This window comes from Psychrobacillus sp. PGGUH221 (genome assembly GCF_042055255.1).
Lineage (GTDB): Bacteria > Bacillota > Bacilli > Bacillales_A > Planococcaceae > Psychrobacillus.
The window spans coordinates 480,143-506,755 of record NZ_JAQMHQ010000001.1; the positions used below are offsets into that span (position 1 = coordinate 480,143).

Sequence of the window (26,613 nt, forward strand, 5' to 3'; positions counted from 1 at the left end):
ATTATATAATAATCGAAATTTTCCCAATAAACAAAAGGTATATTATGTGATAGTTTAAAAGTGTACTAAAAAACAAACCGAAAAGGAGTCAAGAAGAATGAGAAAAGTGAAAATGCTCGTACTAAGTGCACTAATTGTAGGGACTTTATCTGCACCAATTCAAGTCGCAGGCGCTACACCACCTAGTGAAGACAAAAACTCCTCGGAAACATTCCGCGTTTACGTGGAAGCAAACAACAAAACAACGAAATCTACTTTAAAAGGACAGTATGAAGCACGCTGGGAATTGACAGAGAACGGATTCTCTACAGATATGAACCAAAAACAATTTGAAGCATTGCAAAAGAATAAAAATGTGACGGTAACGAAGGTGGATATCGTAACATTGAATACGGATGTACGTGCATCCGAATTTGAAGCACTTGCAGGAGAATACCCAACGCAACAAGTACCATGGGGCATTAAAGCAATTTACAATAATAGCAATCTTACTACCACTTCAGGTGGACAAGGTATCAATATTGCAGTTCTAGACTCGGGAGTAAACACTAGCCATTATGACTTAGTTAACACAGTTGAACAATGTAAAGACTTTACAGGTTCTACCCCTTTAGTAAATGGTAGCTGTACTGATGGAAATGGTCACGGTACCCATGTAGCTGGTACTGCATTAGCAGATGGTGGTAGTGACAAAGCAGGTATTTATGGAGTAGCTCCTGAAGCTGACCTATGGGCATACAAGGTCCTTGGAGCAAATGGTTCTGGTTATTCCGATGATATCGCTGCGGCTATTCAACACACAGCAGATCAAGCAGTGGCAACAGGTACAAAAACTGTTATCAATATGTCTCTGGGCTCTTCAGTAAGCAATAGCTTAATTACTAACGCTGTAAACTATGCATACGGCAAAGGCGTGCTTATCGTTGCGGCAGCTGGAAATTCTGGACCAGCTCAAGGCTCCATTGGTTATCCAGGTGCACTTGTAAATGCAATAGCAGTTGCGGCACTTGAAAATCGTCAGCAAAACGGAACATACCGTGTAGCAGACTTTTCATCTCGTGGATACAGTTCTACTGATGGTGACTATGTCATCCAACAAGGTGATATTGAAATCTCTTCACCAGGGGCTTCCATTTATTCTACTTGGAATAATGGTGGCTATAACACAATTAGTGGTACATCTATGGCAACTCCTCACGTTGCTGGGCTAGCTGCTAAAGTTTGGGCTCAAAATCCAACTTGGTCCAACACACAACTTCGTACAAATCTACAAAACCGTGCAAAAGCAGTTGATATTAAAGGTGGAATCGGCGCAACAACTGGCGATGATTACGCTTCCGGTTTTGGGTTTGCTCGTGTGCAATAAAAGATTTACTTAAATAACCCCCCCTCCCTCCACTAAACCAAGTGGAGGGTTAATTATTTTACCGCCTTCATTAAATCCTCTACTAATTTAGGTAAATATTCTTTCAACTCTCTAAATTCAAATCTTAATTCTTTTGCCTTTTCATTGCTTATTAACCAAGTCTCTGAAATATTGTATGGGGAAATATTATCTTCATTATCAGTAGAAATTATTTTCGCAGAAGCTTTCGCCTTTTCTTCTATTATATAAATCATCTCTTGTAGTTTAACGCTCCCATTGGAAGTTGCATTTATCGGCCCATTGAAATCAGAAAGACCGATCCAAGCTAGAAATTGTCCAGCTTCCTCTTCCGATATAAAATCCATTGCAGCTTCTAAATTCACCAAATGGATTTCCTCTTGATTGACTACTTTTTCCACATAGAATTTAAGTCGTTCCGTATAATCATTCACACCAATAACTATTGGAAATCTAACAGCGACGACGGGGAAAGGAGCCTTTTGAAATAACACAGCTTCCGCCTGGCGTTTTCCTTCATTATAAGTAAAGTCTTCTTTAGGACCAATTACAATAGGATGCTCGGTTGGAATAAAATCCTCTTCTACATATCCAGTTTCTGCATTCCCTACGTCATATACAGATTTAGAAGAAGTAAAAACATATTTCTTCGTATTATCCTTGAAAACTTCTATAGCAGCCAATGCCTCCTGTGAGGAATAACAGATTTGGTCAAAAACTATGTCCCAAGTCTCTTTATCTAGAAGTTGTTTAAATTCCTTCAGGTTCAATCGATCCACAATGATTCTATTCACTCTATTTGAAAATGAATCTTCTGTTTTCCCTCTTGTCGCTATCGTAACCTCAAACCCTTTTTCTAATAATGCTTCTACTAAATGCACTCCAAAAAATCGTGTGCCTCCTAAAACTAAAGCCTTTTTCAAACTTTTCATCCCCTTATCGTATTCTACTATCAATTATATTATACTAATTTGCTTGGTATTACTTTAAACTAAATTGGTCTCGGTTATCTCTAAATTAGTCTCGCTGTCTACCATTTTAATCTTGATTATTACATTTTTGGTCTCAGTTTCAATGTAATTAGTATCGAAGTCACAATATATGTAAATTAATTTCCTGATTTAATTAGATTCTTCCCCCTTGTATTTTCAATTCTATTAAATTATTTTATAAACTAATCATTTAGACTAGCTCTCTTTTTAAATAAACCATAAGTTACTGTATGCCAACTTTGGTAAATCTATTAAAATCTTTCACAACCCATGAACTACCAAAAAGAGCTGTTCCCAGAGTCGATCCGCTAACCGACTCTGGGACAGCCCCTTTTTTATTGCTAGGATCGCTTCCATCTTACCTATGATTTTCTTATGACAACAGATTATGTTACAGGATTGTTACTGGTGCCTGGCACCAGTAACAATCCTTTTATTAAAAGGTGAAATTAAAATAGTTCTGAATACAATTTACGTTCCCATTCATCCACACGATAGAAGTGTTTGTTCCACTCTTCCTCTTTTACTTTGATAAACTCTTGCCAGATCGGTCGTCCAATTCTATCTGCCAATACAGTATCCTTAGACAGATGGTCTAGAGCTTCTTTCAAATTACGCGGAATCCATTCAATGCCTAGCGCTTCAAGTTCCTGGTCGGATAAAGTTCCGGCATCTTTCTCTAATGGAGCACCTGGATCCATTCTTTGTTGAATCCCATGTAAACCTGCAGCGATAAGTGCGGCAGATAATAGGTATGGGTTACATGTGCCATCTGCTCCACGGTATTCAAATCTTCTCTCTCTTCGTGGTTCTAAAACACGAACGAGAACAGAGCGATTTCCAGCACCATAGCATACATGTGCAGGCGCCCATGATCCTGGAACCATACGTTTATAGGAATTCATCGTCGGTGCCCCAATAGCAGCTAACGATTTCCCATGATGCAAAATTCCTCCCATGAAATGATACGCTTTTTCTGAAAGTGCTAATCCTCTTTCGTCATTCAAATCCTTGAATAAATTCTTTGCTCCATCAAACAGACTAATATGTATATGTAGTCCGCTCCCCGCTAAATCGTTAAATGGCTTAGGAGCAAGGGTCCCGACCATACCCATATCTCTTGCCAAATGTTTAAACAATTGCTTAAACGTAACCTGATCATCTGTTGCTTTTAAACACTCGTCATATTTCAAGTTAATTTCCACTTGTCCCGGTCCAAATTCACTAGACATTTGTTCCGTTTCCACTCCCATTTTGGCCATTGTTTCAATAAATTTTTGTGTAAACTCTTCTTGAATATCTAAACCGTCGGAAGAAAAACATGCACTGCTATCAGCAGGGACTAAACTTCCATTTTCTTCTTTTAATAAGTACGCTTCTTGCTCATACACCATAAACAATTTTCCGCCTAATACTTCCTCAGCTTCTTTTAATAATTTTTTCAGAACTCCTCGAGGGCAACCTTCCCATGGATTTCCGTTTTCATCTACTAGATCACAAAACATTCTTGCTGTTTTTCGGCGGTGTGGTAAAACGACGAACGTATCAGGGTCAGGTATTGCAAAAAAGTCGCCATCATTCGGTCCATACAAAGGATTTGGAACATACGTATCAAACATAGTAAAGTCCATGATCGCTGCACTAAAATTCACACCATCTTCCATGGCACTTTTAACGCTTGCTTTATTTATCGTGCGAGCTCTTGTTACGCCAGTATAGTCTAAAAACTCAATGCGAATATATTCAATGCCTTCTTTTTCAATTCTATCAAGTACTTCTTCTCTAGTTGTCACTTTATTCATCACTCCATAAACCAATTTTTCATCTAATATTCTTTAATAATTTTATAGCAAAATTAACATAAAGATTTACCCCTGTAGCTAAAACCTTATCGTCAAAGTGAAATTTAGGATGGTGTAGATCATAGGAAATTTCATCTTCTTTTTTAATTCCTAAACGAAAATACAAACTTGGAACAGACTCAGAGAAATAACCAAAATCATCTGCTCCCATGGAAGGATCTTTTAATTCAAATACATTTTCAACCCCAAGTAATTGGGTTGCCAATTCTTCAAACTCTTTTGTGATAAAACGATCATTTTCAATCGGTGGTGCACCAAAAATAAAATTCACTTCCACTTTTGCATTCCACTGAGCTTCAGCAACTTTACATACTTTCTCTATTTCAGTTCTTAGCTTTTTTCTTACATCTGGTTGTAATGCTCGCACAGTACCTTCTAAAACCACTGTATCTGCTACAACATTACTTGCTTCTCCACCACTTATTTTCCCAACATGTATAACCATAGGTTGTACGGGATTAAAGCTTTTGGCAGTAATAGTCTGGAGATTTTGGATCAATTGGGCAGAAATCGCAATTGCATCCACTGCTTGATGAGGTCTAGCACTATGACCTCCTTGCCCCTTGATAATGATTTTAAAATCATCACAAGAAGCAGTAATACTTCCTTCTTTTATTCCAACTGCTCCAAAAGGAATATACGGCCAAACATGTAATCCTACTACGGCTTCAATAGTAGGATTTGCCAATACTCCTTTTTCAATTAGAGCTAAAGCTGCTCCATCGGCCTCTTCTCCTGGTTGGAAAATACATCGGACCGTGCCATTTAGAAGCTCCTTATGCTTATCCAATTCATAAACTGCTCCTAGTAAAATGGCTGTATGACCGTCATGACCGCAAGCATGCATAATATGATTTTTTTTTGAAATAAAATCTACATCTGATTCTTCGTTAATTGGCAATGCATCAATATCTGCTCTTAACCCAATTGCAGGACCATCACTTAATCCGACAATATCGACATAAATGCCTGTCTCCCCAATTGTTTGATAAGAAATTCCCCAGTCATCTAGCACACTACGAATATATTCCGAGGTTTCAAACTCTTGAAAAGACAATTCTGGATATTGATGCAAATGTCTACGTATTTTAATAATTTCATCACTTATATCAGTTAAAATTGGTTGATTCATTTGAAACTTCCTTTTCTTTCTTATCTTTAAAGGCATTTTTATTAAAAATAATAAATAAAACAAATAATATAGTTAACCAGATTCCACCTCGAACAAGTGTCATCAATGAATTGATGAAAGAACCGTATAGAATCGCCACTATACTTATAAATCCTAGTACAGGAAACAATGGAAATAACGGTTGCTTCCAAGATAATTTACTAATCTCTTCTTTACATTTAATTCGATAAATTACCCCTGCAATCAGTGCAAGCGACCAAGAGAATAACCAAGCAATAACTAACTGATTGGATAACTCAATATAAATAAAGTCTGGATTAATTTGACCTATTAATATTAATACAATAGTAGCTGCCCATATCACAATAATCGCATTGACTGGTGTATAAGTTTTAGGATGAATAGTACCCAAAAATTTTGGAAGCATTCCTTCTCGAGCCTGTTGATAGAAAATACGAGACGTTGCATAAATTGTTCCCATTAAAATAGTTGTTGCAGCAGCAATCCATGCAGCCGTATTCATAATGAATGCACCTGCAACTCCAAATACTTTTCCAGCAGCTATAGTAAATGGAGAACTATCAATTGTCACTTGGTTCCATGGGATGATACCTTGAAGGACAAAATGCGCAAACGAATAGATTGCAATAAAAGTTACACTAGACCAAATTAACCCTCTTGGTAAATCTCTTTCTGGATTAATAGCTTCGGCACCAGCTGTCACTAGCGTCAATGCTCCCAAATAAGCATATGTTCCAAGTGGAATTGCTCCAAAGAATCCTTCTAAACCATGCGGCATAAAAGGAGTAAAATTGTTAAAATCAACATCTTTTAAACCAAGAATTGCGAAAATAACCATTACGCCTACTAATGCAAGAACTAGATATAGCTGAGTACGAGCCGCTATCACTGTACCTAACATATTAATACCAGCAAAAATAGTAATAAATAAAATCGCAAAGAAAGCTGGCCACCACTCACCTGTTAAACTTGGGAAATACCACATAGTTATTTTCCCTAAAGCAAGACCGACACTTCCCCCAGCAATAATCCATCCAATAGCAAACGTAATTCCTGCTAAAAAGCCCCATGATTTTCCCATAAACCTCTCAACCCACATCGACATGGCACCTGCATTTGGCATAGCTACTGCCATTTCAGTTAATGCAATAATAAGAAATAGCTGAGATAAACCTGCTAGCATATAAGATACAATAGAACTTGGTCCTGCAATTGCAATACCTTGCCCCATCAATAAAAAGATTCCATCACCGACAACTGCTCCTACCCCTAATGCCCAAATATGCCAAAACTTTAAAGTTCTCTTAGGCTCTAAGTCTAATGTTAATTTTTGACTCATTTCTTGTCCCCCTAGTAATCTATAATTTTATTTGATATGCTTGTTCAAAATTTTTGTACAAAATCATTTCTCCGATGTATCGAGCCTTTTCGGCACTCATATAATCCTTTTCAACCCAACCACTTAACACACGTTCAAAACATTCGATAAAGAGCTTAACACCCATCCAATTCATTTCTGGAACAGTAAATGCATCGGAACCGTACATCACTTTGTCAAAAGGAGCCAACTCAAGAACTTGTGAGATAATTCGCTCTACCCCATGACCTGTAAAAGGATTTTGTAAGGAGATATCCATATACACATTAGGAAGAATACTAACAATAAAAGCTGCTTCTTCCATCCACGGATACCCTCCATGCACTAAGTGGACCTTCGTACTTTTATATTTTTCTTTTCGAAGTGTGTCCAACAAGAAACTAGGACTAGCTTTCGTCATGACAACTTCACCATCACCGATTCCCGTATGAATATGCATAAACTTATCTGCTTTTGTACACGCTTCCATCGCAATGTGAAAGCAATAATCTCTAAAAGCTTTAGCAGGAGAACGATCATTTAGCAGAAATTCTTGATATGCCTTTTCCGCATCTACCTTGTTCATCTCTTGAACCTCAAGTCCACTACGATAAGCAATGATTGTTTTTAGTCCAACAACTTCTTCCTTGCGTAAATCCTCCTCTAATTGATTTCGATATTTTTCTACAAAATTATCAAAAGATAGATTTTGTTTTCCTATCGAGGTCATTATTGGCTCAATTCGACTTATTTCCCAAACTTGAGCTCCACAAAGTTTTTCAAATTCTTTTCGATCTAATGGTGGTTGAGGATAACCAAAATCCATAATGGCTCCAACTAGGTTCACATCTTCAAATAATTCTTTTGAATACGCACTATAATCCTCTGCTTTTCTATTACGTATCTCTACAATTGACTTTAGATCTTCTTCACAACCGTAATAGTTAGACATAGTTCTTAGTAGTAGTTGAATCCACATATTTGATCCCGGATAAGGTTGGTGCTTCTGAAGCCCTTCAATGCTCGAAAACATTTCGGGAATAACAGATAGAGACAACTTTCTCAAAAAACTAACCGGTGTTTCCATCTCTTTACTAGCTGCAAACGGGTGAGCGTGAACGTCCACTACTTTAATTCCACTTAAACTAACTTCTTTCATCTGTAAACTCCTCCTTAAACTTAACGACAAAAATTTTGCGAAAAATATTTTTCTTCACCTATTAAATATTTGTCGAAATTTCTGTTCAACAAATTTATTAAGTATGATAGACTCGATTATAAGATTTTTCAGAGTTTACAAACAACTGTATGAAAGAAATTTTTCGGAGGTGACAAAAATTGAAACAATCATTAAAGAATATTGATTTTGAGAAAATCGCACCCTTTCTTTTTGAAGGGGTGATCATTGCCGATAAGGAAGGTTTAATAACTGGGGTAAATAAAGCGGTTATTGATTATTTTCCGAAGCTAACTATAAGTGATCTGATTGGAAAGCCTCTTTGCTTCCTCATCCATTCGAAGGATTTGGAATTGTTTATGCTAAATAAACAAGATATGAGGAATATCAACATTTCAATTGGTTTGAATCAACTGCTCGCAAATTTTCGATATATAAACAAAGATAATATTTTAATAGCATTTAAAAATATTACTAGCCTCCAAAACACATTAAATGATTTAAATGAAGCAAATAACCAAATACGACTATTTCATAGTATTTTAGATAAAGTGGAGGAAGGAGTCTGTTTTATTGATAACAATCAAAAAGTAATTTTTTATAACAAAAAGATGGGAGAGCTAGATTCTAGAGAACCTTCGGGGGTAAGAGAAGAACTCTATGGATCGGTGTTTCAAAAGGCAAATTTTAAAGTGGACCCTCTGCTAAACTCTTTAGTGAAAGAAAGAAAAATAATACAAAATGAGTCTTTTTTTTCGAATAGCGGCAAAAAATACACTGTAAACAAAACGAGTGAGCCTCTTTTATTGGGAAACAAAAAAATAGGTGCATTATCCATTGTCCGTGACTTGTCAAAAACAGAAACAATCATTAGTGACATGGTTCAAATGAAATTTGAAGGAAACAATACACTAGCTATAAAAGAAGAAAAGAAAATACTCTCTGCACCTTCACTTACAAGTAAAAATAAAACAATGTTAAAAATTTTTAATGATATAGAAAGCGCTTCCAGTTCTACAACGAATGTACTCATATACGGGGAAAAAGGTGTCGGAAAAAATTTTGTCTCAAGTCACATAACGAATAAAGTTATAACAAAGAATACACCTTTCTTTAACTTGAATTGTGGAGCAATACCTAGTAATTTATTGGAAAAAACATTATTTGGCGATAGTAACTCTAAAGGATTATTAGAACTTGCAAATGGTGGAACTATTTTATTAGATGAGGTAAATACTATCGATGTTTCATTGCAAGAGAAACTATTAAGAGTATTACGTGACAATAAATTAACTTTAGGAAATGGCATTTCCGAGGTACCAATTCAGATTCGTTTTATTTCTTTAATGAACGAAAAACCCGAGGTTGCCCTTAAGAATAATCACTTGTTAGAGGAAATGTTTTATATATTAGCTGGAGTTTCAATGAGAGTTCCTAGCCTTCGTGAAAGAAAAGAGGATATTCCATTACTAATCGAATACTTCCTAAAAAAGCAATTTATGCTCAATGAGAATTTTTCCTATAACATCTCAGAAGAGGCTCTTGAAATCTTATTAAAATATAATTTCCCAGGCAATGTAAGACAGTTAGAATACATCATTGAAGGTGCTATTGCTCTATTAGATAACAGTACAGTCATTTCTACTGATCATTTGCCAAGCTATATATCGAAAGAGCAAGTCACATATAACGAAGTGGATTTCCCTAGAGACTATCTTCCTTCTTCCCTATCTTTAACAGAGCAAGTAGAAGCTTTTGAAAAAGAGATAATAGCTAACACATTAGCAAGTGCTAATTTTAATATTACAAATGCCGCTGAAATGCTGGGTATTACAAGGCAAAGTCTAAACTATAAAATAAAAAAATATGAAATTACCATTACGCGAGGAGAGAGTTAGAATGGATCAAAAAGAGTTACTAAAAAAAGATAAAGAGCTTATCTCAGAAGGTTTAAAGCTTCGTTTCTTTCCTCTTACAGTAAAAGAGGCAAAAGGTTGTTACATAACGGATATTCATGATCAGCGATACCTAGATTTAACAGCTGGCTGGGCAGTAGCAAACGTTGGTTATGGAAGAGAATCTATCGCTAAAATTATTCATGATCAATATATAAAGCTCTCCTTTACGACACAATTAAGTGCGCCAAGCGAAACAATGATTCAATTAGCGGATAAACTTGTCGAGATTGTTCCAGGTAATTTCGAGAAAAAGGTATGGTTCGGACACTCTGGTTCTGATGCAAATGACTTAATTAGTAAATTTCTACCTGTTGCCACTGGTCGAAATAAAATCATTTCGTTTATCGGTTCGTATCACGGCCAAACGATGGGTGCTTCTTCTCTTTCGGGACATAGTGCGCAATCAAAATTTGAAGGTAGAGGAAATGTAGTAAAAATCCCTTATCCAAATGTATATAGACCTTTCAGCGGAATAAGTGAAAATTTAACTGACCAAACAATGCATTTCTTAGAAGAAATATTTACAACTATTTGCCCCGCTGAAGATACTGCAGGTGTAATTATTGAAGCAATCCAAAGTGACGGAGGAATGATTCTTCCACCCGAACAATTTTTGAAAGCACTCCGTAACATCTGTGACCAACATGGAATTTATCTGATAGTGGATGAGGTAAAGGTTGGTATGGGGCGTACAGGAAAATGGTTTTCATTTGAGCACTCTAGTATTGTTCCAGACGCAATCGTATTAGGTAAGTCACTGGGGGCAGGACTTCCGATCAGTGCAGTAGTTGGTCGAAAAGAAATTTTAGACACGGTTGCAGCTGGTCACATGTTTACAACAAGCGGAAATCCGATTTCTACTTCTGCAGCGATTGAAAATATCCGAATCATCGAGGAGGAAAACTTGCTAGAAAACGCAGAAAAACAAGGAGTTCTGTTCTTAAATGGATTAAATAAACTAAAAGAGAAATACGAATGCATTGGAGATGTGCGAGGTAAGGGGCTTTCCATTGGTGTGGAAATTGTAACTGACAGAGACTCTAAAAAAACAGACGCAGTAAAAACTGCAGCTCTTTGTTACCATTGCTATGAAATTGGACTACTAATCTATAATGTAGGAATTTACGGAAATGTGTTAGAAATAACACCTCCACTTACAATAACGACCGCAGAAGTGAAGGAGGCATTAAGATTATTAGATAAAGCGTTCCATAATATCGAAAACGGGAACTTCCAATATGAAAAACTCAAAGAATACGCTGGCTGGGGATAAACAGTAGAATGTATGACAGGAGTGTTACTGGTGCCTGGCACCAGTAACACTCCTGTCACATTTAATCAAACCTTAATAATGTTAGGAAGCTTTTTGAGTGTTGGTGGATACTGATTTTTTCCAGATGAGGTTAGCCCATTCTGGGTGATCGATGAATGGATTACGGTTACCTTGCCATTTTTCAATGACATTGTTTCTATTTCTCTCGAATTCATCTACTGGATCTAACTCATTCCACTCTAATAAAACGGATAGCTTGCCATGAAACGGAATACTTCCATTATCTACCTTATCGTTTAACTCTAGGTCCACTTTATCGCCTTGTTCATAACGTGTCGCCATATAGAATAGAATACGCGCAACGTCACCTTTTACTCGATCTGGTGGTTCGAATGAATTTGAATCCTTATAACATCCATTACAACCACTAACAGGGCTTCCACCATTATCAAAATCTAAGTTTCCTCTAGAACTATTCACTTGTACGTCAGTTGGGCGTAAGTGGTGGATATCCGTTCCTGGACCCATACTTGTTCCAAAACCTCCGTGTGATTGGGCCCAAGTATGTTCTCGGTTCCATTGACCAACGTTACCACCATTACTATTTTTAGAACGTGAGATTCCGGAGTAAAACAAAATGACATTGTTTGAATTTTGAGGATCCTCATCAGTTTCACGAAGTGCTTCCCATGCTTTATCATAAGATATTTGAGTATGATCATCTATAATCTCATGAAGTGCTGCTTTTAAAGATAGCCCTTCTTTACCGAATGCATCTTTATAATATATATCAAGTGGTGTTTCTCCTTGTGAATCCGTTTTAAATGTTACTGTAAAGCTCAATGTAGTAGTATTTTTCCCATCACTTGCAGTAACCCCTACAATGTGACTACCTTCTGCAAGACTTAGTTTTAACGTATTATTGACTATTGTTCCTTTTGTAGAAGTATAAGTTAGAACGTCATTTTCTGGATCCGAGAAATGGTCCGTTAGTAAAATTGATAAAGTTTCTCCCGTTTTAACGTTTGAGTTAGGGATGATTTTTTTTACAATAGGTGCTTTATTCTCACCGGGCAAAGAAGGAACCACAATTGGTTCCCCTTTTATATTTGTAAATAAAACTGTTTCTGCACTCGCTTCGTTTAAATATTCAATTTCTTGAATATTTTCTGCTCCACGGACTTCTTTAACATTTTTACCATCGATAATAACTTTTTGTACTTTCGTCCCTTTAAAATCAATGATAGCTCCAGCTTGAGAAGGCTTTAATGTAACAGTAATATTTTCAAATCCAGCGCCTGTAAATTCTGCATAAGTTGCACCATTAAAAAGTATACCCTCTGTAATTTGTGAATCGCCATCCACTGTAATAGACACACTTGGTTTACCTATAGTTAATTTTTTTGTAATGAGTTTTTTAAAGTTAAACGTTTTTTCCGCTGTAATTGGAGTTACAACTTCGTCATCAGCTAAAAAATCAATTTGTACCATTACTGGATCATGGTCACTTGCACGTCCAGCCATATCAGTAAAGTCTGCATTAATATGAAGAATATCAATTTTAGTTTTATTTTCTAAATTCTTCATAACTAAAATATGATCTAATACTTGTGAGTTACCTTGATACAAATACGTGTAACGATCAGAAGTATCCACTTTATTAATCATATTCGTCATTAATGTACCTTCATGAATTTTAAGGGATTCTGAGAATTGGTAATCATTAAAGTCACCTAGAGAAACAATATTTGCATCAGGATTTTTAGTTTTAATATCTTCTACAAATTTATAAACGACCTTTGCAATTTTATGACGTTGTATTTCACTATCGTAAATTGGCGGTTGAATTGCTCCAAATAAAGGAGTATCGCCAGATTTAGAGTTCCAATGGTTAGCAATAACGATTACGCTCTCATCTTTAAAGTCAAATTGAGCGGCTAAAGGTTTACGACTGCTTGTGAAAGCCTCATTAGTAGGATCAATACGACCTGGATTATACGTTAACTTACCATTTTCGTAACCAACCGCAGTAGTAGCAGTTCCCACAGAAATACCTTCAGTAAGTTTTACACGCTCCGGATTGTAAAGGAACCCAACACGAATATTTGCATTTGGTGCTCCACCGTCTTGATTGTTGACTGGGTCGATGTTTACATACTTGTAATCTACACCGCCAGCAGCTTTAATAGCAGCTATTAATCTTTCATAGCTTTGATTTGCTTTTGAGTCACCAGAACTCTCACCATTATTATCTTGAACTTCCGTTACCCCAATAATATCTGGATTTTTCATATCTTGAGCAAATGCTCTTGCTAGTTTATTAGCTTTGTCGTTCGAAGTTTCGCTCGTGTTATTCGAGAAGTTCTCTAAGTTATAAGAAGCAATCGTTAATTTATCTCCTGTTGCTTCAATAGTAGTTCTCTCTGGCGTAGCAGTTCCTTTTACATGAGCTTTTTTCATTTCGTCTAAAGAGACATAGATTTTAAAGTTTTGGAACGAATAACCAACAATACCCGTAATCGGCCCTTTAAATTTATCTCCAGTTGCTACTTCAAAATCACGACCTGGTCCATTTGGTTCTAATCGGAATTGTACACGATTTGGATTTTGGTTTCCCTCTTCATACAATACCCCGCCATGAAGTGAATTTGTAGGAGCATTTTCCAGTACGGTAATCAAGTCGCCATGCTCTTGAGGTGCAACAGCTTTCACATTACCTACTTCTACTCGCATTCCTTCAATACTTTCCCAAAAATCAATTGCATCATCAGTTGGATTGAAAACGGAAAGATTGTCACTATCAATTTTCTCTAATGACATTTTTGCCTCATCGATAATGATTGGAGCTGGTAATGCTAAACCACTTTGTTTCACTACAACTTTACCACCTTGATCATTACGAACGTTGATTTGCGTAGTTTTCAAATCAGTTTGTTGACGATCGGAATAACCATCATATGCATATTCATCTACTTTACCAGTTACAGATACCAAATCTCCCACTTGAATAGGCCAAGCACTATTTCCACTGAAAAGTATAATTGCTTCAGAAGTATTCGGATTATTATCTGCAAATTCATCAGGGGTTTGAATCGTATAATAATTTGCAGTTCCTAATTTAAATGAATAGGTTACGATTCCCTCAATTCCCTCAACTGTTTGATCATCAAATTGGGAAGTATGCCCTTCTCCTTGAATATCGTGGATTTCCAATTTACCAGTAACTGTGTAGTTAAATGTGGATACCTCACTTAAAGTACCATCTTGCCCTTTCACAATTGCCTTCAGTATTTTGTTTTCTTTAATTTCAATTGGATTAACATATTTAGTACTAGCAACTGTTGGTTCAGTGCCATCCAATGTGTAATAAATTTCTGCATTAGCGGTAGAAGTTGATAAAGTTACAGTAGTTCCACCAATAAATGTCCCACTTCCTGGAGTGGCAATCGCTGGTTTTAATGTGGAACTGTCTACTATAATATCTTGAATCGAACGAGGAATAATTTGATATGCTGTGTCAAATTGCTGCACGATTCCTATAATTGATTCATACGTATTTCCAACTTTTAATCCCAAATCTCCTCTTTCATCACGAATAACAAAATTTACAGTTCCATCGGTAGCAGTATAGTTATTATTAGAATCTACTGCAGTTAATGTAACATTTTTTGCCTGAACTAGAATTGATTCGTTTTCTTCTTTCACATCTGCACCTGTTACAACTTTTGGTGCTGGTACGCCAACATTACCTTTGTTTTCAACTACTGTTGCACTTTCTAATTGCAGCAACCCACGAAATTCTGCTAATGTACCAGAAAGAGTTACTTCTTCACCTGCTTTTATTGTAAGACTTGTAGGACGTACAGCAATTCCTCCTGTAGCATCTTGTACAGAAATAGAATTTTTCAAATTAGCAGCTACAATTCCCTTAATTGATACTTCTGAACCTAATGTAACTGTACGAGCATCTGCAATTGAAAGGATGTTTGATTCGCCAGTCACAGTATAAGTAAATTCTGCTATTGGACTATTTTCAAATCCCTCTTTTATCGCAATAGCTTTAATAGTCATGTTTTTATCGATGACAATTGGATCCTTATATTCTTTACTTGAAGTAGTAGGCTCTGTTCCATCAGTAGTATAGTGGATAACAGCTCCCTCGGTTTTTGTAGATAATGTAATTTCGGTGCCTGTTGCAACACTAGAAGCTGGAATTGATGGTGTAACTGCTTCTACTTTGTCTTCACCAGGAGTTGTTCCACCGTTATCCATTGTGTGAGAACCTAAATTAGAAGAATCATCTTTTGGAAGTGACGCCCATTCAGCCGATGAAGAAAAGGAATCATTTATTATTTTATCGCCATCTGTAATGTTACTATTTCGAACTAATGTAGTATCTGTTCCAAAATTGCTTCTTTGTCCAACTTGACCAAAGGAATCGACTACTTCACCTGATTTTCTTAATACAAGAGCATCATCACCATTAAAATTGATAACGCTAATATTTTCTAAATTTCCTTTGCTTTTAATATCTGTATTTGCATCTTTGTGATATAAAACATATGACTTCTCATTATCCAATGCACCTGATAATTTTAATGTAGCGGTAGCTGCCGTAGCACCATTTGCATAAAGCTCAAGTGAATAATCGTTTAAGTTAATAGATGTCCCTGTGCCATTATAAAGTTCAATAGCTTTATTAAAACCACTTCCCTCAATATACTCTGAAATAATTAAATCTGAAGCATTAGTTGCAGCAATAGTAGTTGATGGAAACGTAGGTAAGACTAGACCTGCTATTAAACTAGCAGATAAAAAAGCATTTAAGGGTTTTTTCCAAGTACTTTTCCTCATCTATATAATTCTCCTTTTATATTAGCAATTTTGGTAATCCATTTGGAAAGCCGAATCTATAGAATCATTTCCCCGTCTACTGTTAAATCTTCTAAGTCAAAGTTTATTCCTTCTATCACTGAGAGGTCTACATTTCCAGTAACCTTTACGTTTGAAATAGATAATGTTTCTTTTGGAGTACCAATTAATATTAAATTGCCATTTATGATTGCATTTTCTAGTTTCTCGGCATCTGTAACAATTACGGTAACGTCACCTTCATAAACCTTTGGTGTTTCTACTGTGCCTGAGAAATCTTCCGCAGCAATAGGTTCTTTCACTCGATCTTTAATATCTACAATTCGTCCTTCAATTTTAGTAGGAATTTTTTCTAAAGATTTTAAATGTTCTCTAAAGTTTTCCCAATCGGAAAGGCCAAGGTCATTTACTTTACCAGCATCGTAGAGTTTCTTGAAAACTGTGTAATTGTCTCCGCCTTGTGCCGTAAAGTAGTTAGTTGCAACTGTGTAAGTCTCATTATCTTGAATTTCAACATATTCGCCTTTACCTTTTTCATAAGAAATTGACACTACGCGTTCCCCTTTTGGCTTAGAGGAATCAAATTCTACTTTTGCTCCAGCAACATGTAAGAAGCCACCATTTTCTAATGGGTATACACCAAAACTAGTTTCAAATGCTTGTTTTAATTCAGCACCCGTAATCTCCATTGTTGATAAAGTATTTCCAAAAGGTAAAACTGTGATTACTTCACCAACAGTTATTGGACCTACTCCAATCTCTGAACGAATCCCCCCACCGTTTTGGAACGCCATGATAACCTTAGGATTAATTGATTTAGCTTTTGCCAACATACCATCTGCAATTAGATTTCCTAATATTGTTTCATTCTTACGCACACTTGGTTTTGTATTGTCACCATTTGTACGAGGATTTTCTAACACTACATCTGTAGACACTCCTATCTCGGTTTTAGCTATCTCATCCACTCTTGGTTTGTATTTGCCAAGAATTGTTTTAGCTTCAGGGTCCTCTGCTAGTTTTCCAACCTCAATCAACTTTCCGTCTTGTCCAACAATTTTTCCCTTTTTATCAAACTCTATATTTAGCGTTCCTAGGTAATCCCCTTGAGAAGATGCTTGAACGATAATTGTTTTGTCCTTCGCTACTCCCTTTTCATCCTTATCTATAATTACAGGAGCATCTAGTTTTGTATGACTATGTCCACCAATAATGACATCAATTCCATCAACATGAGCAGCCAATGATAGATCATTATCCACTTCAGGATTGTCATCATATCCAATGTGAGTCACAGCTACAATTTTGTTCACTCCCATTTTTTCAAATGCTTTAACTGCTTTTTCTGCTTCTTCCATATAGTTTGAAAAAGTTACTTTTCCTGGACTTGAAAGACCTTTTGTTTCAGCAGTGGTTAACCCGAAGAAACCAACTTTTTGCCCATTAATTTCTTTCACAATTCCATTATAAATTTCCCTATCTTTTGGCTTACTTGAGATCAAATCACTGAATAATCCTCGGAATTTATCATCTGCTGAAAAATCTACATTTGCACTAACAAATGAGAACTTAGCTCCTTTAATGAAATCTGCTAATGCTTGATGTCCTTCTGGAGTAGAGCCAAGATCGAACTCATGGTTACCAAATGTCATCAAGTCATAGCCTGCGAGATTCATAAACTCTAAATCTGCTTGACCCTTATACTCGTTAAAATAAAGTGTTCCGGAGAAAACATCTCCTGCATCTATAAGAAGTGCATTCGGTTTCTGCTTACGAAATTCTTTTATCGCTGTAATTCGTTTAGTAGCAGTTTCCACTTTTGCGTGGGTATCGTTCGTATGCATCAATGACAGTTCAAATGTAGTATTGTTACCACCGCCATTATTTCCTCCACCATTGTTATTTCCACCGTTATTACTCCCACCATTGTTATTCCCACCATTATTGCTTCCACCATTGTTATTCCCACCGTTATTGTTTCCGCCATTGTTACTTCCACCATTATTGTTTTTTGCAACTTTCAAGTCTGTTCTTGCCTGGTTCACCAATTCTTCTAACGTGGTATTTGCATAGCCAACGTTTGTAGAAGTTAATAGAGTTGTAGCAAGAACTGTGGCGATTACAGACTTTTTAATCGTATTTTTTTTCATAGTTTCCCTCCTACCGGTATTTGTAAATCTTATTCATAGAAATTTAAAATAGTACAGAACTTCTTAAATGTAATTATATTAAATATTAATTACAATCTGAAAATTATTAAAAGTGAGTAAACTTGTTATTTACAATCGTACAAACTATGAGAATTTTATAATAAAAATAACACAAAAAAGTGCTATTCTATTGGAGTTTTATCCAAAGAATAGCACTTTTCATTATTAATAATTATTTACAAACGCTTCATAACCAAAATAGACAGATAGTAGAGATAACGCAGCAAAAACTAAATACTCTATCTTTCCCCCGGTTCTAGTCGTAAGTGGAAAACGAATTGTTACCTTCAAAGGAAACAATAGTTTGATCCCATTTTTAGTTGCCATATCCAAAATATAATGACTAACCATCCCAACTAATATCCCTGCTGTCACCGACTCGTTTTTCATGAATGTTGTTAATAAAACCCCTATTAGAAATAAAAATAACAAACTATGCGTAAAAGACCGATGCCCAAAGATTGTATTGATAACCTTTGAAACGATTGGAAGCTTCCGACCAATTGTGCTCCCTCCATGGCAAATATCCGGTATCAGTGCGCCAACGACACCAGCCCCCAGCAAAATAACCGGATCATAATGGGAGACTTGTGCAAAAGCAAGACTTGCTGCAATACCGCCTACGATGTGTGTGTTTCCTGTCATGCTAGTAATTCTCCTTTGATTAATTAGTCAATTATCACTTTACACTATGTTTACAAATGAAAAAAGGAGCCATCGAACCTATATTCGCATTATTTTTATAATTCTCCATATGACAAAGATATTACTGGTGCCAGGGATGTTACTGGTGCCTGGCACCAGTAACATCTTTGTCATATAACTCCTATCTCTATCTTTTCTTTTTAATACAAAAAACAAAAAAGCGACCGAAGTGAGTATCTTCTAGTCGCACGTCCTTCTATTTCTTTTCTAATCTCTATCTATAACACTTCAACATTCTCATTTAATATAGGAGACAATTTTTAGTGGTAGATGTTTATGCGAAATGTATCGTGACAATTCTTTTTAATAGGATCATTTCCTATATATTTTTAATCACGATGGATCGTGCGGTAGGTGTCGATCGTGGCGTGAAGCCTCTGCTTTTGTTTTAATAATACATTTTTAGATACATGAACGATATAAGTTTCGCCATTACTAAAGGTCACTTTAGATTTCCCTTTTCCAAGAGACTCAACTTCAAAATGATGATTAAAGATCCAAACACACTCCAGGTTTTTATAAGAAATCGTTGGGAAAGCAGCTATCCCATTCGGATCAATGAGAAGAGGTGTCTTCACAAAATAATTCATCATCCTTTTAATCGCTTGGATTCGCCCTTCTAAAGTAGATGCATATGGAATACAAGCATTTGCCAATAGTTGTTGAACGGACAATGGTGAATAATAGACACCATACGTCTTAATGATTTTAGATTTGTAAACTCCAGTAAACACTGACTTAAGCATTAAAGTGTTTTTATCAATTAAAAAACATTTCTTCAATAATATCCTCCTTTTCCTCCTATAGCATCATCCTACCAAATATCCATATACTTGTATAGTCTAATTATACTGAAAATATGTAATTGTTTGAATCATTAATAGTTATTAGGTATTTTTTCCAATATAAAACAATTCGTTTAAATAAGGAAAACGTATAGTTTATCTTTAACAAACGCCCTAATAAACGATTAGATTAGAATACCATTCACATCTATGCTTAGGCTACCTAGGAATAAACGAATCGTGCACGACTCCAAAGGAAAACCCAGTGAACTCGTTCGAAAAAATATTAACACAATATGAGCCCATGATTTCATCTTGCATCCGAAAATTAAACATTTACAAAAATCATGATCTATACAAACAAGCAGGCAGAATCGCCTTATGGAAAGCTTGGGTAAAATTTGATGAAGCTAAAGGAGAATTTGCACCTTATGCATACCGCTGCATATATGGGACCATCCTGGACGAATTAAAGAAAGAAAAACATGTGGAGGAAACAATAAATCCCTTGGAAGATGAAAAACTTTCCTTTCTCTTAGAACATGTATTAGAAAGAAGTATCCAAAATGAGGATCTAAGTCTTGCACTTGAACAGCTAACAACAAACGAACGCGCATTAATTCTTTGGATCTTCGTCGAAGGTATCTCCCTCCAACAAGCAGCAACAAGAGCTGGAATAACCATTCCTGGTATTAAAAAAAGACGTGAACGGATGCTGAGAAAATTAAGAGAAATGATGCAGAGCAAGAAATAAATGAAGTCTCATTCGTAAGTTTCTTGTGAATTCTGTCAAACTCAAAAACCAGCTATACCCAAAGCACAATAGAACCGCCTTCATATCATTTTGATATGGAGGCGGTTCTTGTATATATTTCTTGTTTAATTCGTAGGTTTAGATGACGTAAGTGGAATCTTCTCATAGTCAGCCGGGTTCAAGTTTTCAACCGTTCCATCTGCAACCCCTCTAATAATTGCGTCAAGGCCACGTTCAACCGATTTCACAAGTTGTCCTTTTTCCTTCTGTCCCATCATTTGTGTTTGCCCTCTCACCTCAAACAGTACCGTTCCACTTCCATTAAGGGCATAACTTCCAAGTGCAGTTCCCGGAAGATCAAGGCCTTGGGAATAGAGTGAAATGTTCTTAAACTTTGAGTTTCCATAGGATTGAAGTTCATTATATGCAGCAACGTTCAATTGTCTTGAAAAGTCATAGTTATAGTTATCGGCAAATTGAGCATATTTCGCCCCTTCTGGTGTATTCGGATCTGGAACAAACTGTGCGGATAACGATAGTGTCACTTCATCGGAAGTACCATCCACAAAATACATGCCTTGATGGTGAAGATCTATGAAGACATCTACGTTTCCATATTCCGATTTCAATGCCTTATATACATCACGTGAAGTTTGCGATTCAGGTGTGATAAACCATCCAGGCTTATTGGATGCCCCAGGGAAATCTTGAGCTGTTGGAACATAATTGAGATCAGGATTGAAATCCCTATTTACATCAAACCCAGGGTTTTCGCCATAGTTATAGCTTTGGCTAATCCCTCGATCTAGGTAGTTCCAAGAAGGTTTTGCGCTCGCTAGCTGTGGAAAATCCTCTACTACCTCCGCCCAGGTCATGCTATTTCGACGCTTATCGGCCTCAGATGCATCTGGGTTCATCATTGGCATAAAAACAAGTGTGACTTCATCTCTTATTTGTTTTGCTTCCTTGGAATTGGCGGAAAGATTTTTGAGTAGATTCAAAATTGCCACAGTTCCAGTTTTCTCGTTTCCATGAATTTCACTTTGAATAAGAATTACCTTATCTCCAGTTCCAACCTTCACAGTGTATATATCTAGTCCTTTATGAGATTGACCAGCAACATCAACCTCTAAAAGCCCTTTACTGGAAGCTTCCATCTGATATAAACTTTTTTTGAGTTCACTGTGACTTATAAAACCAGAAATTGAGTACTCATGATGATGTGTTTCTGAATCCACCTTTTCCGCCGCATAGGTAGGGAGAGCCAAACTTGTACACAAACCTAATATTCCAATTGCACTAACTATTTTCTTCTTCAATCACATTCACTCCTTCTATTTATCTATTTTCGTTTATAGATTATCAAAAGATTATTAAATAGTAAATATATTTTGAATATTTGAATAGTTAGTAATGTAAATAGATTTTCATCCTGTATCTTTAGAGACACGAAGGACTAATTATTTCGTCTATCGAAATGATAAAATTATTAGGTAAAATTAACCATTAGTATTTTATTTAACCATCAACAACAATAACTTCCTAAACAAACAAGCGCCCTTTATAAAAGGACGCTTTGCTTTGTTTTACTTCAAGCAATAAATCACTTATCTCCTATCACTTCACTCGTAGCAATTATTTCAATACCATTCAACGCCTGCGTAGCCAACCGATCGGCTTCTGCATTCGCTTTTCGTTGCACCAATTCATACTCCGGTTGAATACCGAGGTCTTTGATTTTTTTCTCAATTTTGTCTGCCCAACTGGACAAGTCTTTTTCGACAACTGGCCATTCCTCGCTCAGATGATTAATTACTACCTGAGAATCTCCAATGAACCTCACAGGTAAATGGTGAACATTCAAAATCTCTAGCTCCTGTAATCCCAAATGAAGTGCCGCATATTCCGCCTCGTTATTCGAAGTGAGCCCCACAGCAGAAGTATTCCGTCGTAATCTGTACGACTTACCACTCTGCTCATAATAAATAACACAGCCTAACCCAGCCCTACTCGATTCCCGATCATATCCACCGTCGAAATAAACAGTTACATTATGCGGCTCTGTTTCAATTCCCTTTAGATATTTTTTCAATTCTTTGATTGTCCAACTACTATCAAAATTATCTAGAAACACCAAACTTTTCGTACGACCAGTTCGCTCCATATCTTCTGCTAGCATAAGAGCCTGTGCAGCTGGCATTTCATCAGTGCGAAAGATTGTTTCTGCTCCCTTCGGCGTTTTATATGTCCATTCCATTCGAATCTTCATATTCATCCTCCTACCATTAACTATCTTTTAGTTTATATACAAAATTAGTTTACCCAAGGCTCGCTTTAGTAAATCAAATGAAAATATCTAGGAAGTTCATAAGATAAGTTTATTGCTATCTCAGGTATTCTATAATTAACATCTATATTTTCAATTTCCAATACCAGCAACTACTTATGAACACAAACAGTATGAATTAAAGTCTAATCACAAACATTCTACATCTAATAGTAAAACAAAAGAACTTTCCCTTTCACTTCTATTGATGCAATTTTTTTTATGTAATAGCCAACGCTTTACATTTACTCCTTAGCTATATATCTTACACATTATTGAATATGGAAGGGTCTGTCCCAAAAGTCACATAAGTGACATACAGAACAGACCCTTTAACTATTTTTGACTATCAATGGTTGATAAAGATTTCATTGAGAAGAACAAAACAAGATTTCTAACATAGTTATTCTTCGATACTAATTTTTTCTTTTCTAGACTTATGAGGGACTAACTCCTCTTCAAAACTCATAAACCAATAACCTGATTCATCTAATTTGCATATTGCATTTCTTTCTTCTAATAAGCCTTTAGGAGTGAAGTAATATGCTTTTACATATTCTATCTCCAAATCAGCATCGTAAAAACGATAAACCATTAACACATGGGACATTTGAGTTCTATTTCTTTTATCAATTAAGTTGTTTAGATATTCTATCCTATTCTTAGATGCAACAAATTGAATACCAATAACATTATGAGGTATAAAACCTACTTCTGTATCGGAGAAAAGTTTTTCAATTGTTTCTTCATCTTTGATACAAACATTCTCTCTTTCTAAATGAAGTGCCAGGTAATGGAAATTCTCCTCGTCATATCTTTTGTCCCACTTCCACCAAGATAAATCCATTGGTCTTGATCGTCCTTTTAATTTATCAAATTTTGAATCTTCTACAAAAGAATCAAACCCTAGCATTTCACCTAAATTAGCAAAATAATCTACTTCTCTTTTTGTAAACATCGATCGATTATGCAATGAAGATAAATTAAGTCTACGATAATTGCGGACATATCCATCAAAAAACTGCATCAGATTGAAATACTGTTTATCCATAATTGTTTCCTCTCTCTTTAAAAGAACTACTCAACTCTTAGTTAGCAAATCTACCAATTACCATATAAGCACCAATCCCCACAGCAGCCCCTATACTATCAATAAGCACATCTCTTACCTGTGCACCTCTTCCGAGCACAAATATCTGATGCACTTCATCAGATATTGCGTACAAAACAGAAATTAGGAATGCTATAAACATTCCTTTTTATCTTTTTAAACCACTTTTTCTGAAGCTTCGCATCACAAAAAAAACAAGGACCAAAAAGATAAAATGTGCATTTTTCCTTACAAAATGATTCATATTTCCATTGAAAAAATCTGAGTTGGGAGCAACTTTTTCTAATCTCGTTTCAATGGCTTCCGTTATACCTTCGCTCAATTCGTTAGAATCTGAAGCAGGTTGAAGTGAAAAGAAAAGAAGATTAAAGCCATCCAAAAAAGTACGGCTATGTAAGAAATGATTTTTTTCATTTATATAATCCCTTTATCAAAGATTAGCAAAGAGCCCTTATCCATTAAGATAAGAGCCGCATTTTAAAAGATGAAGTTTATTTTTGTGCAGATAAAATTTCTTTAGTTGCTTTATAAAGATTTTCAATGCTGAGTTCATGATTACCTTTTAATAATTTTAATGCTACCTCTTCACACATTTTTTGCAATGCTTCCACATCACATCCAGCAACTGCTAGCGGTAACAATCCTACGTGAGAAATCTCCAAAGGTTTCTTTATCCTTGGAATCACGAATGTACGGTTTTCCCTCTCTGTCGCCAAAACCTTGTAGGCATCATCATGGCCATCAGTAGTAACAATGACTCGGGAAGTCGATTCATACCTATAGCGTCGTTCCATGTAAGCCCGCAATAGTCTATAGGCACTGGGTGGTCCTTTTACAGAACCTGAATTGGATATAACATTAATGTATACGTCTTTGTATGCAATGTACTGGATCAATTGATTTATATAAAGTCCACTCCTATGTTCCCCAGCAAAAATAATCTCTGGAATATTTGCATCCGAGCTGAAATAGGCTTTTAATCCTTCGTAATACATCTTAGTGGCATAATATAATTCTCCAAACCCTGTGACGATTAGAATGGATGAATTATTTCGTATTTCTTCCGCCAACTCATTAATTGATCTTATAATTTGATTATGATTCTCCCAAAAAACTAGATTAGGTGGAATATTAGTTCCATTCATGCAATAACCTCATTTTTGTGGAGTACAAAATACTATATTAAGTATTTGCCTTTATAAAATATAATAGATATATCTTATAAAATCTTCCGGATATGCATAAATGGATATTTTTTTAAACTGTTGCTTTTTGATTGTGACTTAAGACTACTTTTAAAGAAAAAATACCGCTGGTTAAACTTACTTTAAGTACTGCTTTTTATTTTCCTTAATAGCTTTAATATAAAAAGGAAATTCCATAAATTCAAATAAAGACAGAGCTTGCGTGTATACTTCTTTTATTTCTTTAAAGGGAAAATCCATTTTTTCTAAGCATTGCCCTTTATAATATAAGAATTGTCCTGCTAAGGAGATAATACCTGTTTCTTTGGTTTTGCTTATTCCTTGATTAGCAGTATCAAGTGCTTCTTCAATATTATTTATGTCATACAGTACTTTACACTTGTTATATAGTACTGTAATAAGCGTTTCATAAATCTTATAATCATTATAATTTTTATGAATATGTTCCTTAAGGATTTTATTATAGTAATATAAGCTTTTGTTAGCTTCACCGTTTTCTGCATATACGATGGCAATCGTATTATTAATTTTTATATGCAAAAAACGGAACTGGATGGTAGTTTGATTGGATGAAATTAAAATATTCTTCAAATTGGTGATACATTCTTCTGGAGAAATCATTTTTAAATTATAATGAGCTGTTTGTAAAAGATAATCTAAATAAAAATTTAACCAAATATTTTCCGAGGATATTTCATTTTTATTTATAATTGAAATTATCTTTTTATAGTCATGCTCTTTTAAGTGAAACTCAATATCTTTTATTAGTCTTTCACTCTCCAATACGTTCTTATAAAATAGCATTTCAATTAAATATTCAACAGGGACCTGAAGCTTTAATGCAATTTTTAATAAAGTATCTATTGCAGGATAAACTTCACCTGCCTCAATCCGACTAATTGTAGACTGAGTACAAATATCTTTTGCAAGCTCCTTTTGAGACATTCCCAATTCAGCTCTAAGTTTACTGATTTCTAGCCCTAAGTATTTCATTTCCAAACAAATCACCTCATATTTGGATTTTCTAAAATTACTATGTAGATAGCAAATCTTTCTCCATTTAACCCATCCTTATTTGAGCATAGCTTTGATTTTATTAAATTCAAAAAGATACTTTGCAATTGAAGGATACTAAATGATTAGCAGCCGAAAATATTTACTTCGACTGCTTGTTACTTTCTAATTTTCAATATAGAAATCGCCTCTTTGTCATTAGTTAGGATCATTCCAACCTCAAGGCTTTACTAGGGTTAATCCTTGCTGCTTTCAACGCTGGATAAATCCCAAACAAGCTACCTCATCAGAACTTGTGCAATTTTATATTCTTTAATGCAAGATTCGACAAACATCTTCATATACCTTTTAAAATAAACAGCAAAAACACTTGAACACGACAAACAGCAGAATTCTACTAAGTTAGTATTCCTTTGAAACTCTTTGGCTAACTCTCTACTATTAAATATCAATACTTTCTCTCCCCCATTAGACA

The 26,613-nt window shown here is 35.5% G+C and carries 19 protein-coding genes and 1 pseudogene; 4 read left to right on the forward strand and 16 right to left on the reverse strand.

Going from position 1 to position 26,613, the window contains the following annotated elements:
• The first annotated feature begins 97 nt into the window (after positions 1-97).
• Positions 98-1,366 (forward strand): S8 family peptidase, encoded by a 1,269-nt coding sequence (locus tag PGC35_RS02220; RefSeq protein WP_375218013.1) that lies wholly within the window; start codon positions 98-100, stop codon positions 1,364-1,366.
• A gap of 53 nt (positions 1,367-1,419) precedes the next feature.
• On the opposite strand, the gene PGC35_RS02225 is transcribed toward PGC35_RS02220, so the two are convergent.
• The 5 genes from PGC35_RS02225 to PGC35_RS02245 all read right to left on the reverse strand — a co-directional run bounded on the left by PGC35_RS02225 (position 1,420) and on the right by PGC35_RS02245 (position 7,907).
• Positions 1,420-2,316 (reverse strand): NAD-dependent epimerase/dehydratase family protein, encoded by an 897-nt coding sequence (locus tag PGC35_RS02225; RefSeq protein WP_375218014.1) that lies wholly within the window; start codon positions 2,314-2,316, stop codon positions 1,420-1,422.
• A 509-nt stretch (positions 2,317-2,825) separates the two neighbouring features.
• Complete coding sequence (locus tag PGC35_RS02230) at positions 2,826-4,178, reverse strand: glutamine synthetase family protein (RefSeq protein ID WP_375218015.1); 1,353 nt, start codon at positions 4,176-4,178, stop codon at positions 2,826-2,828.
• Positions 4,179-4,197: 19 nt separating this feature from the next.
• Positions 4,198-5,370 (reverse strand): M20 metallopeptidase family protein, encoded by a 1,173-nt coding sequence (locus PGC35_RS02235; protein ID WP_375218016.1) that lies wholly within the window; start codon positions 5,368-5,370, stop codon positions 4,198-4,200.
• Positions 5,348-6,730 carry an APC family permease gene (locus PGC35_RS02240; RefSeq protein WP_275789462.1) on the reverse strand — a complete coding sequence of 461 codons (1,383 nt, stop codon included), beginning with the start codon at positions 6,728-6,730 and terminating at the stop codon, positions 5,348-5,350. The genes PGC35_RS02235 and PGC35_RS02240 overlap by 23 nt, the downstream gene beginning before the upstream one ends.
• 19 nt (positions 6,731-6,749) lie before the next feature.
• The gene (locus tag PGC35_RS02245) at positions 6,750-7,907 is read right to left on the reverse strand and encodes an amidohydrolase family protein (RefSeq protein WP_375218017.1); all 1,158 of its coding nucleotides are present in this window, start codon (positions 7,905-7,907) and stop codon (positions 6,750-6,752) included.
• A gap of 179 nt (positions 7,908-8,086) precedes the next feature.
• Between PGC35_RS02245 and PGC35_RS02250 the strand changes: the two genes are divergently transcribed.
• Both PGC35_RS02250 and PGC35_RS02255 read left to right on the forward strand, forming a co-directional pair.
• Positions 8,087-9,823 (forward strand): sigma 54-interacting transcriptional regulator, encoded by a 1,737-nt coding sequence (locus PGC35_RS02250; RefSeq protein ID WP_375218018.1) that lies wholly within the window; start codon positions 8,087-8,089, stop codon positions 9,821-9,823.
• A 1-nt stretch (position 9,824) separates the two neighbouring features.
• Positions 9,825-11,156: an aspartate aminotransferase family protein gene (locus tag PGC35_RS02255; RefSeq protein WP_375218019.1), complete on the forward strand. Its 1,332-nt coding sequence runs from the start codon at positions 9,825-9,827 to the stop codon at positions 11,154-11,156.
• A gap of 81 nt (positions 11,157-11,237) precedes the next feature.
• Here the strand turns inward: PGC35_RS02255 and PGC35_RS02260 are convergent, their stop codons facing one another.
• From PGC35_RS02260 to PGC35_RS02275, 4 genes are all read right to left on the reverse strand, one after another.
• Positions 11,238-16,010 carry an endonuclease gene (locus tag PGC35_RS02260; RefSeq protein WP_375218020.1) on the reverse strand — a complete coding sequence of 1,591 codons (4,773 nt, stop codon included), beginning with the start codon at positions 16,008-16,010 and terminating at the stop codon, positions 11,238-11,240.
• 56 nt (positions 16,011-16,066) lie between these two features.
• A complete protein-coding gene (locus PGC35_RS02265; RefSeq protein WP_375218021.1) occupies positions 16,067-18,178 on the reverse strand; it encodes a bifunctional metallophosphatase/5'-nucleotidase in 2,112 nt (703 codons plus the stop codon).
• Positions 18,179-18,403: 225 nt separating this feature from the next.
• Positions 18,404-18,883: a metal-dependent hydrolase gene (locus tag PGC35_RS02270; RefSeq protein ID WP_375218022.1), complete on the reverse strand. Its 480-nt coding sequence runs from the start codon at positions 18,881-18,883 to the stop codon at positions 18,404-18,406.
• A 389-nt stretch (positions 18,884-19,272) separates the two neighbouring features.
• Entirely contained in the window at positions 19,273-19,725 is a 453-nt protein-coding gene (locus PGC35_RS02275) for a competence protein ComK (RefSeq protein WP_375218023.1), read from the reverse strand.
• A 268-nt stretch (positions 19,726-19,993) separates the two neighbouring features.
• Between PGC35_RS02275 and PGC35_RS02280 the strand changes: the two genes are divergently transcribed.
• Positions 19,994-20,482, forward strand: a complete 489-nt coding sequence (locus PGC35_RS02280) for a sigma-70 family RNA polymerase sigma factor (protein ID WP_375218024.1) — start codon at positions 19,994-19,996, stop codon at positions 20,480-20,482.
• Positions 20,483-20,607: 125 nt separating this feature from the next.
• Here the strand turns inward: PGC35_RS02280 and PGC35_RS02285 are convergent, their stop codons facing one another.
• The 7 genes and pseudogenes from PGC35_RS02285 to PGC35_RS02315 form a co-directional block, all read right to left on the reverse strand.
• Positions 20,608-21,801 (reverse strand): M14 family zinc carboxypeptidase, encoded by a 1,194-nt coding sequence (locus PGC35_RS02285; RefSeq protein WP_375218025.1) that lies wholly within the window; start codon positions 21,799-21,801, stop codon positions 20,608-20,610.
• A gap of 284 nt (positions 21,802-22,085) precedes the next feature.
• The gene (locus PGC35_RS02290; RefSeq protein WP_375218026.1) at positions 22,086-22,751 is read right to left on the reverse strand and encodes a ribonuclease H family protein; all 666 of its coding nucleotides are present in this window, start codon (positions 22,749-22,751) and stop codon (positions 22,086-22,088) included.
• A gap of 460 nt (positions 22,752-23,211) precedes the next feature.
• On the reverse strand, positions 23,212-23,859 hold the full coding sequence (locus PGC35_RS02295) for a hypothetical protein (protein ID WP_375218027.1): 648 nt from the start codon (positions 23,857-23,859) through the stop codon (positions 23,212-23,214).
• 37 nt (positions 23,860-23,896) lie between these two features.
• Positions 23,897-24,013, reverse strand: coding sequence for a VanZ family protein (locus PGC35_RS02300; RefSeq protein ID WP_375218270.1), 117 nt, complete (start codon positions 24,011-24,013; stop codon positions 23,897-23,899).
• Positions 24,005-24,298, reverse strand: a pseudogene (locus tag PGC35_RS02305) (VanZ family protein); the annotation flags it as partial. The pseudogene PGC35_RS02305 and the gene PGC35_RS02300, both read right to left, overlap by 9 nt.
• 112 nt (positions 24,299-24,410) lie before the next feature.
• A complete protein-coding gene (locus PGC35_RS02310) occupies positions 24,411-25,064 on the reverse strand; it encodes a glucose-6-phosphate isomerase (RefSeq protein WP_375218028.1) in 654 nt (217 codons plus the stop codon).
• Between the two features lie 177 nt (positions 25,065-25,241).
• Positions 25,242-26,117 (reverse strand): helix-turn-helix domain-containing protein, encoded by an 876-nt coding sequence (locus PGC35_RS02315; protein ID WP_375218271.1) that lies wholly within the window; start codon positions 26,115-26,117, stop codon positions 25,242-25,244.
• Positions 26,118-26,613 lie beyond the last annotated feature (496 nt).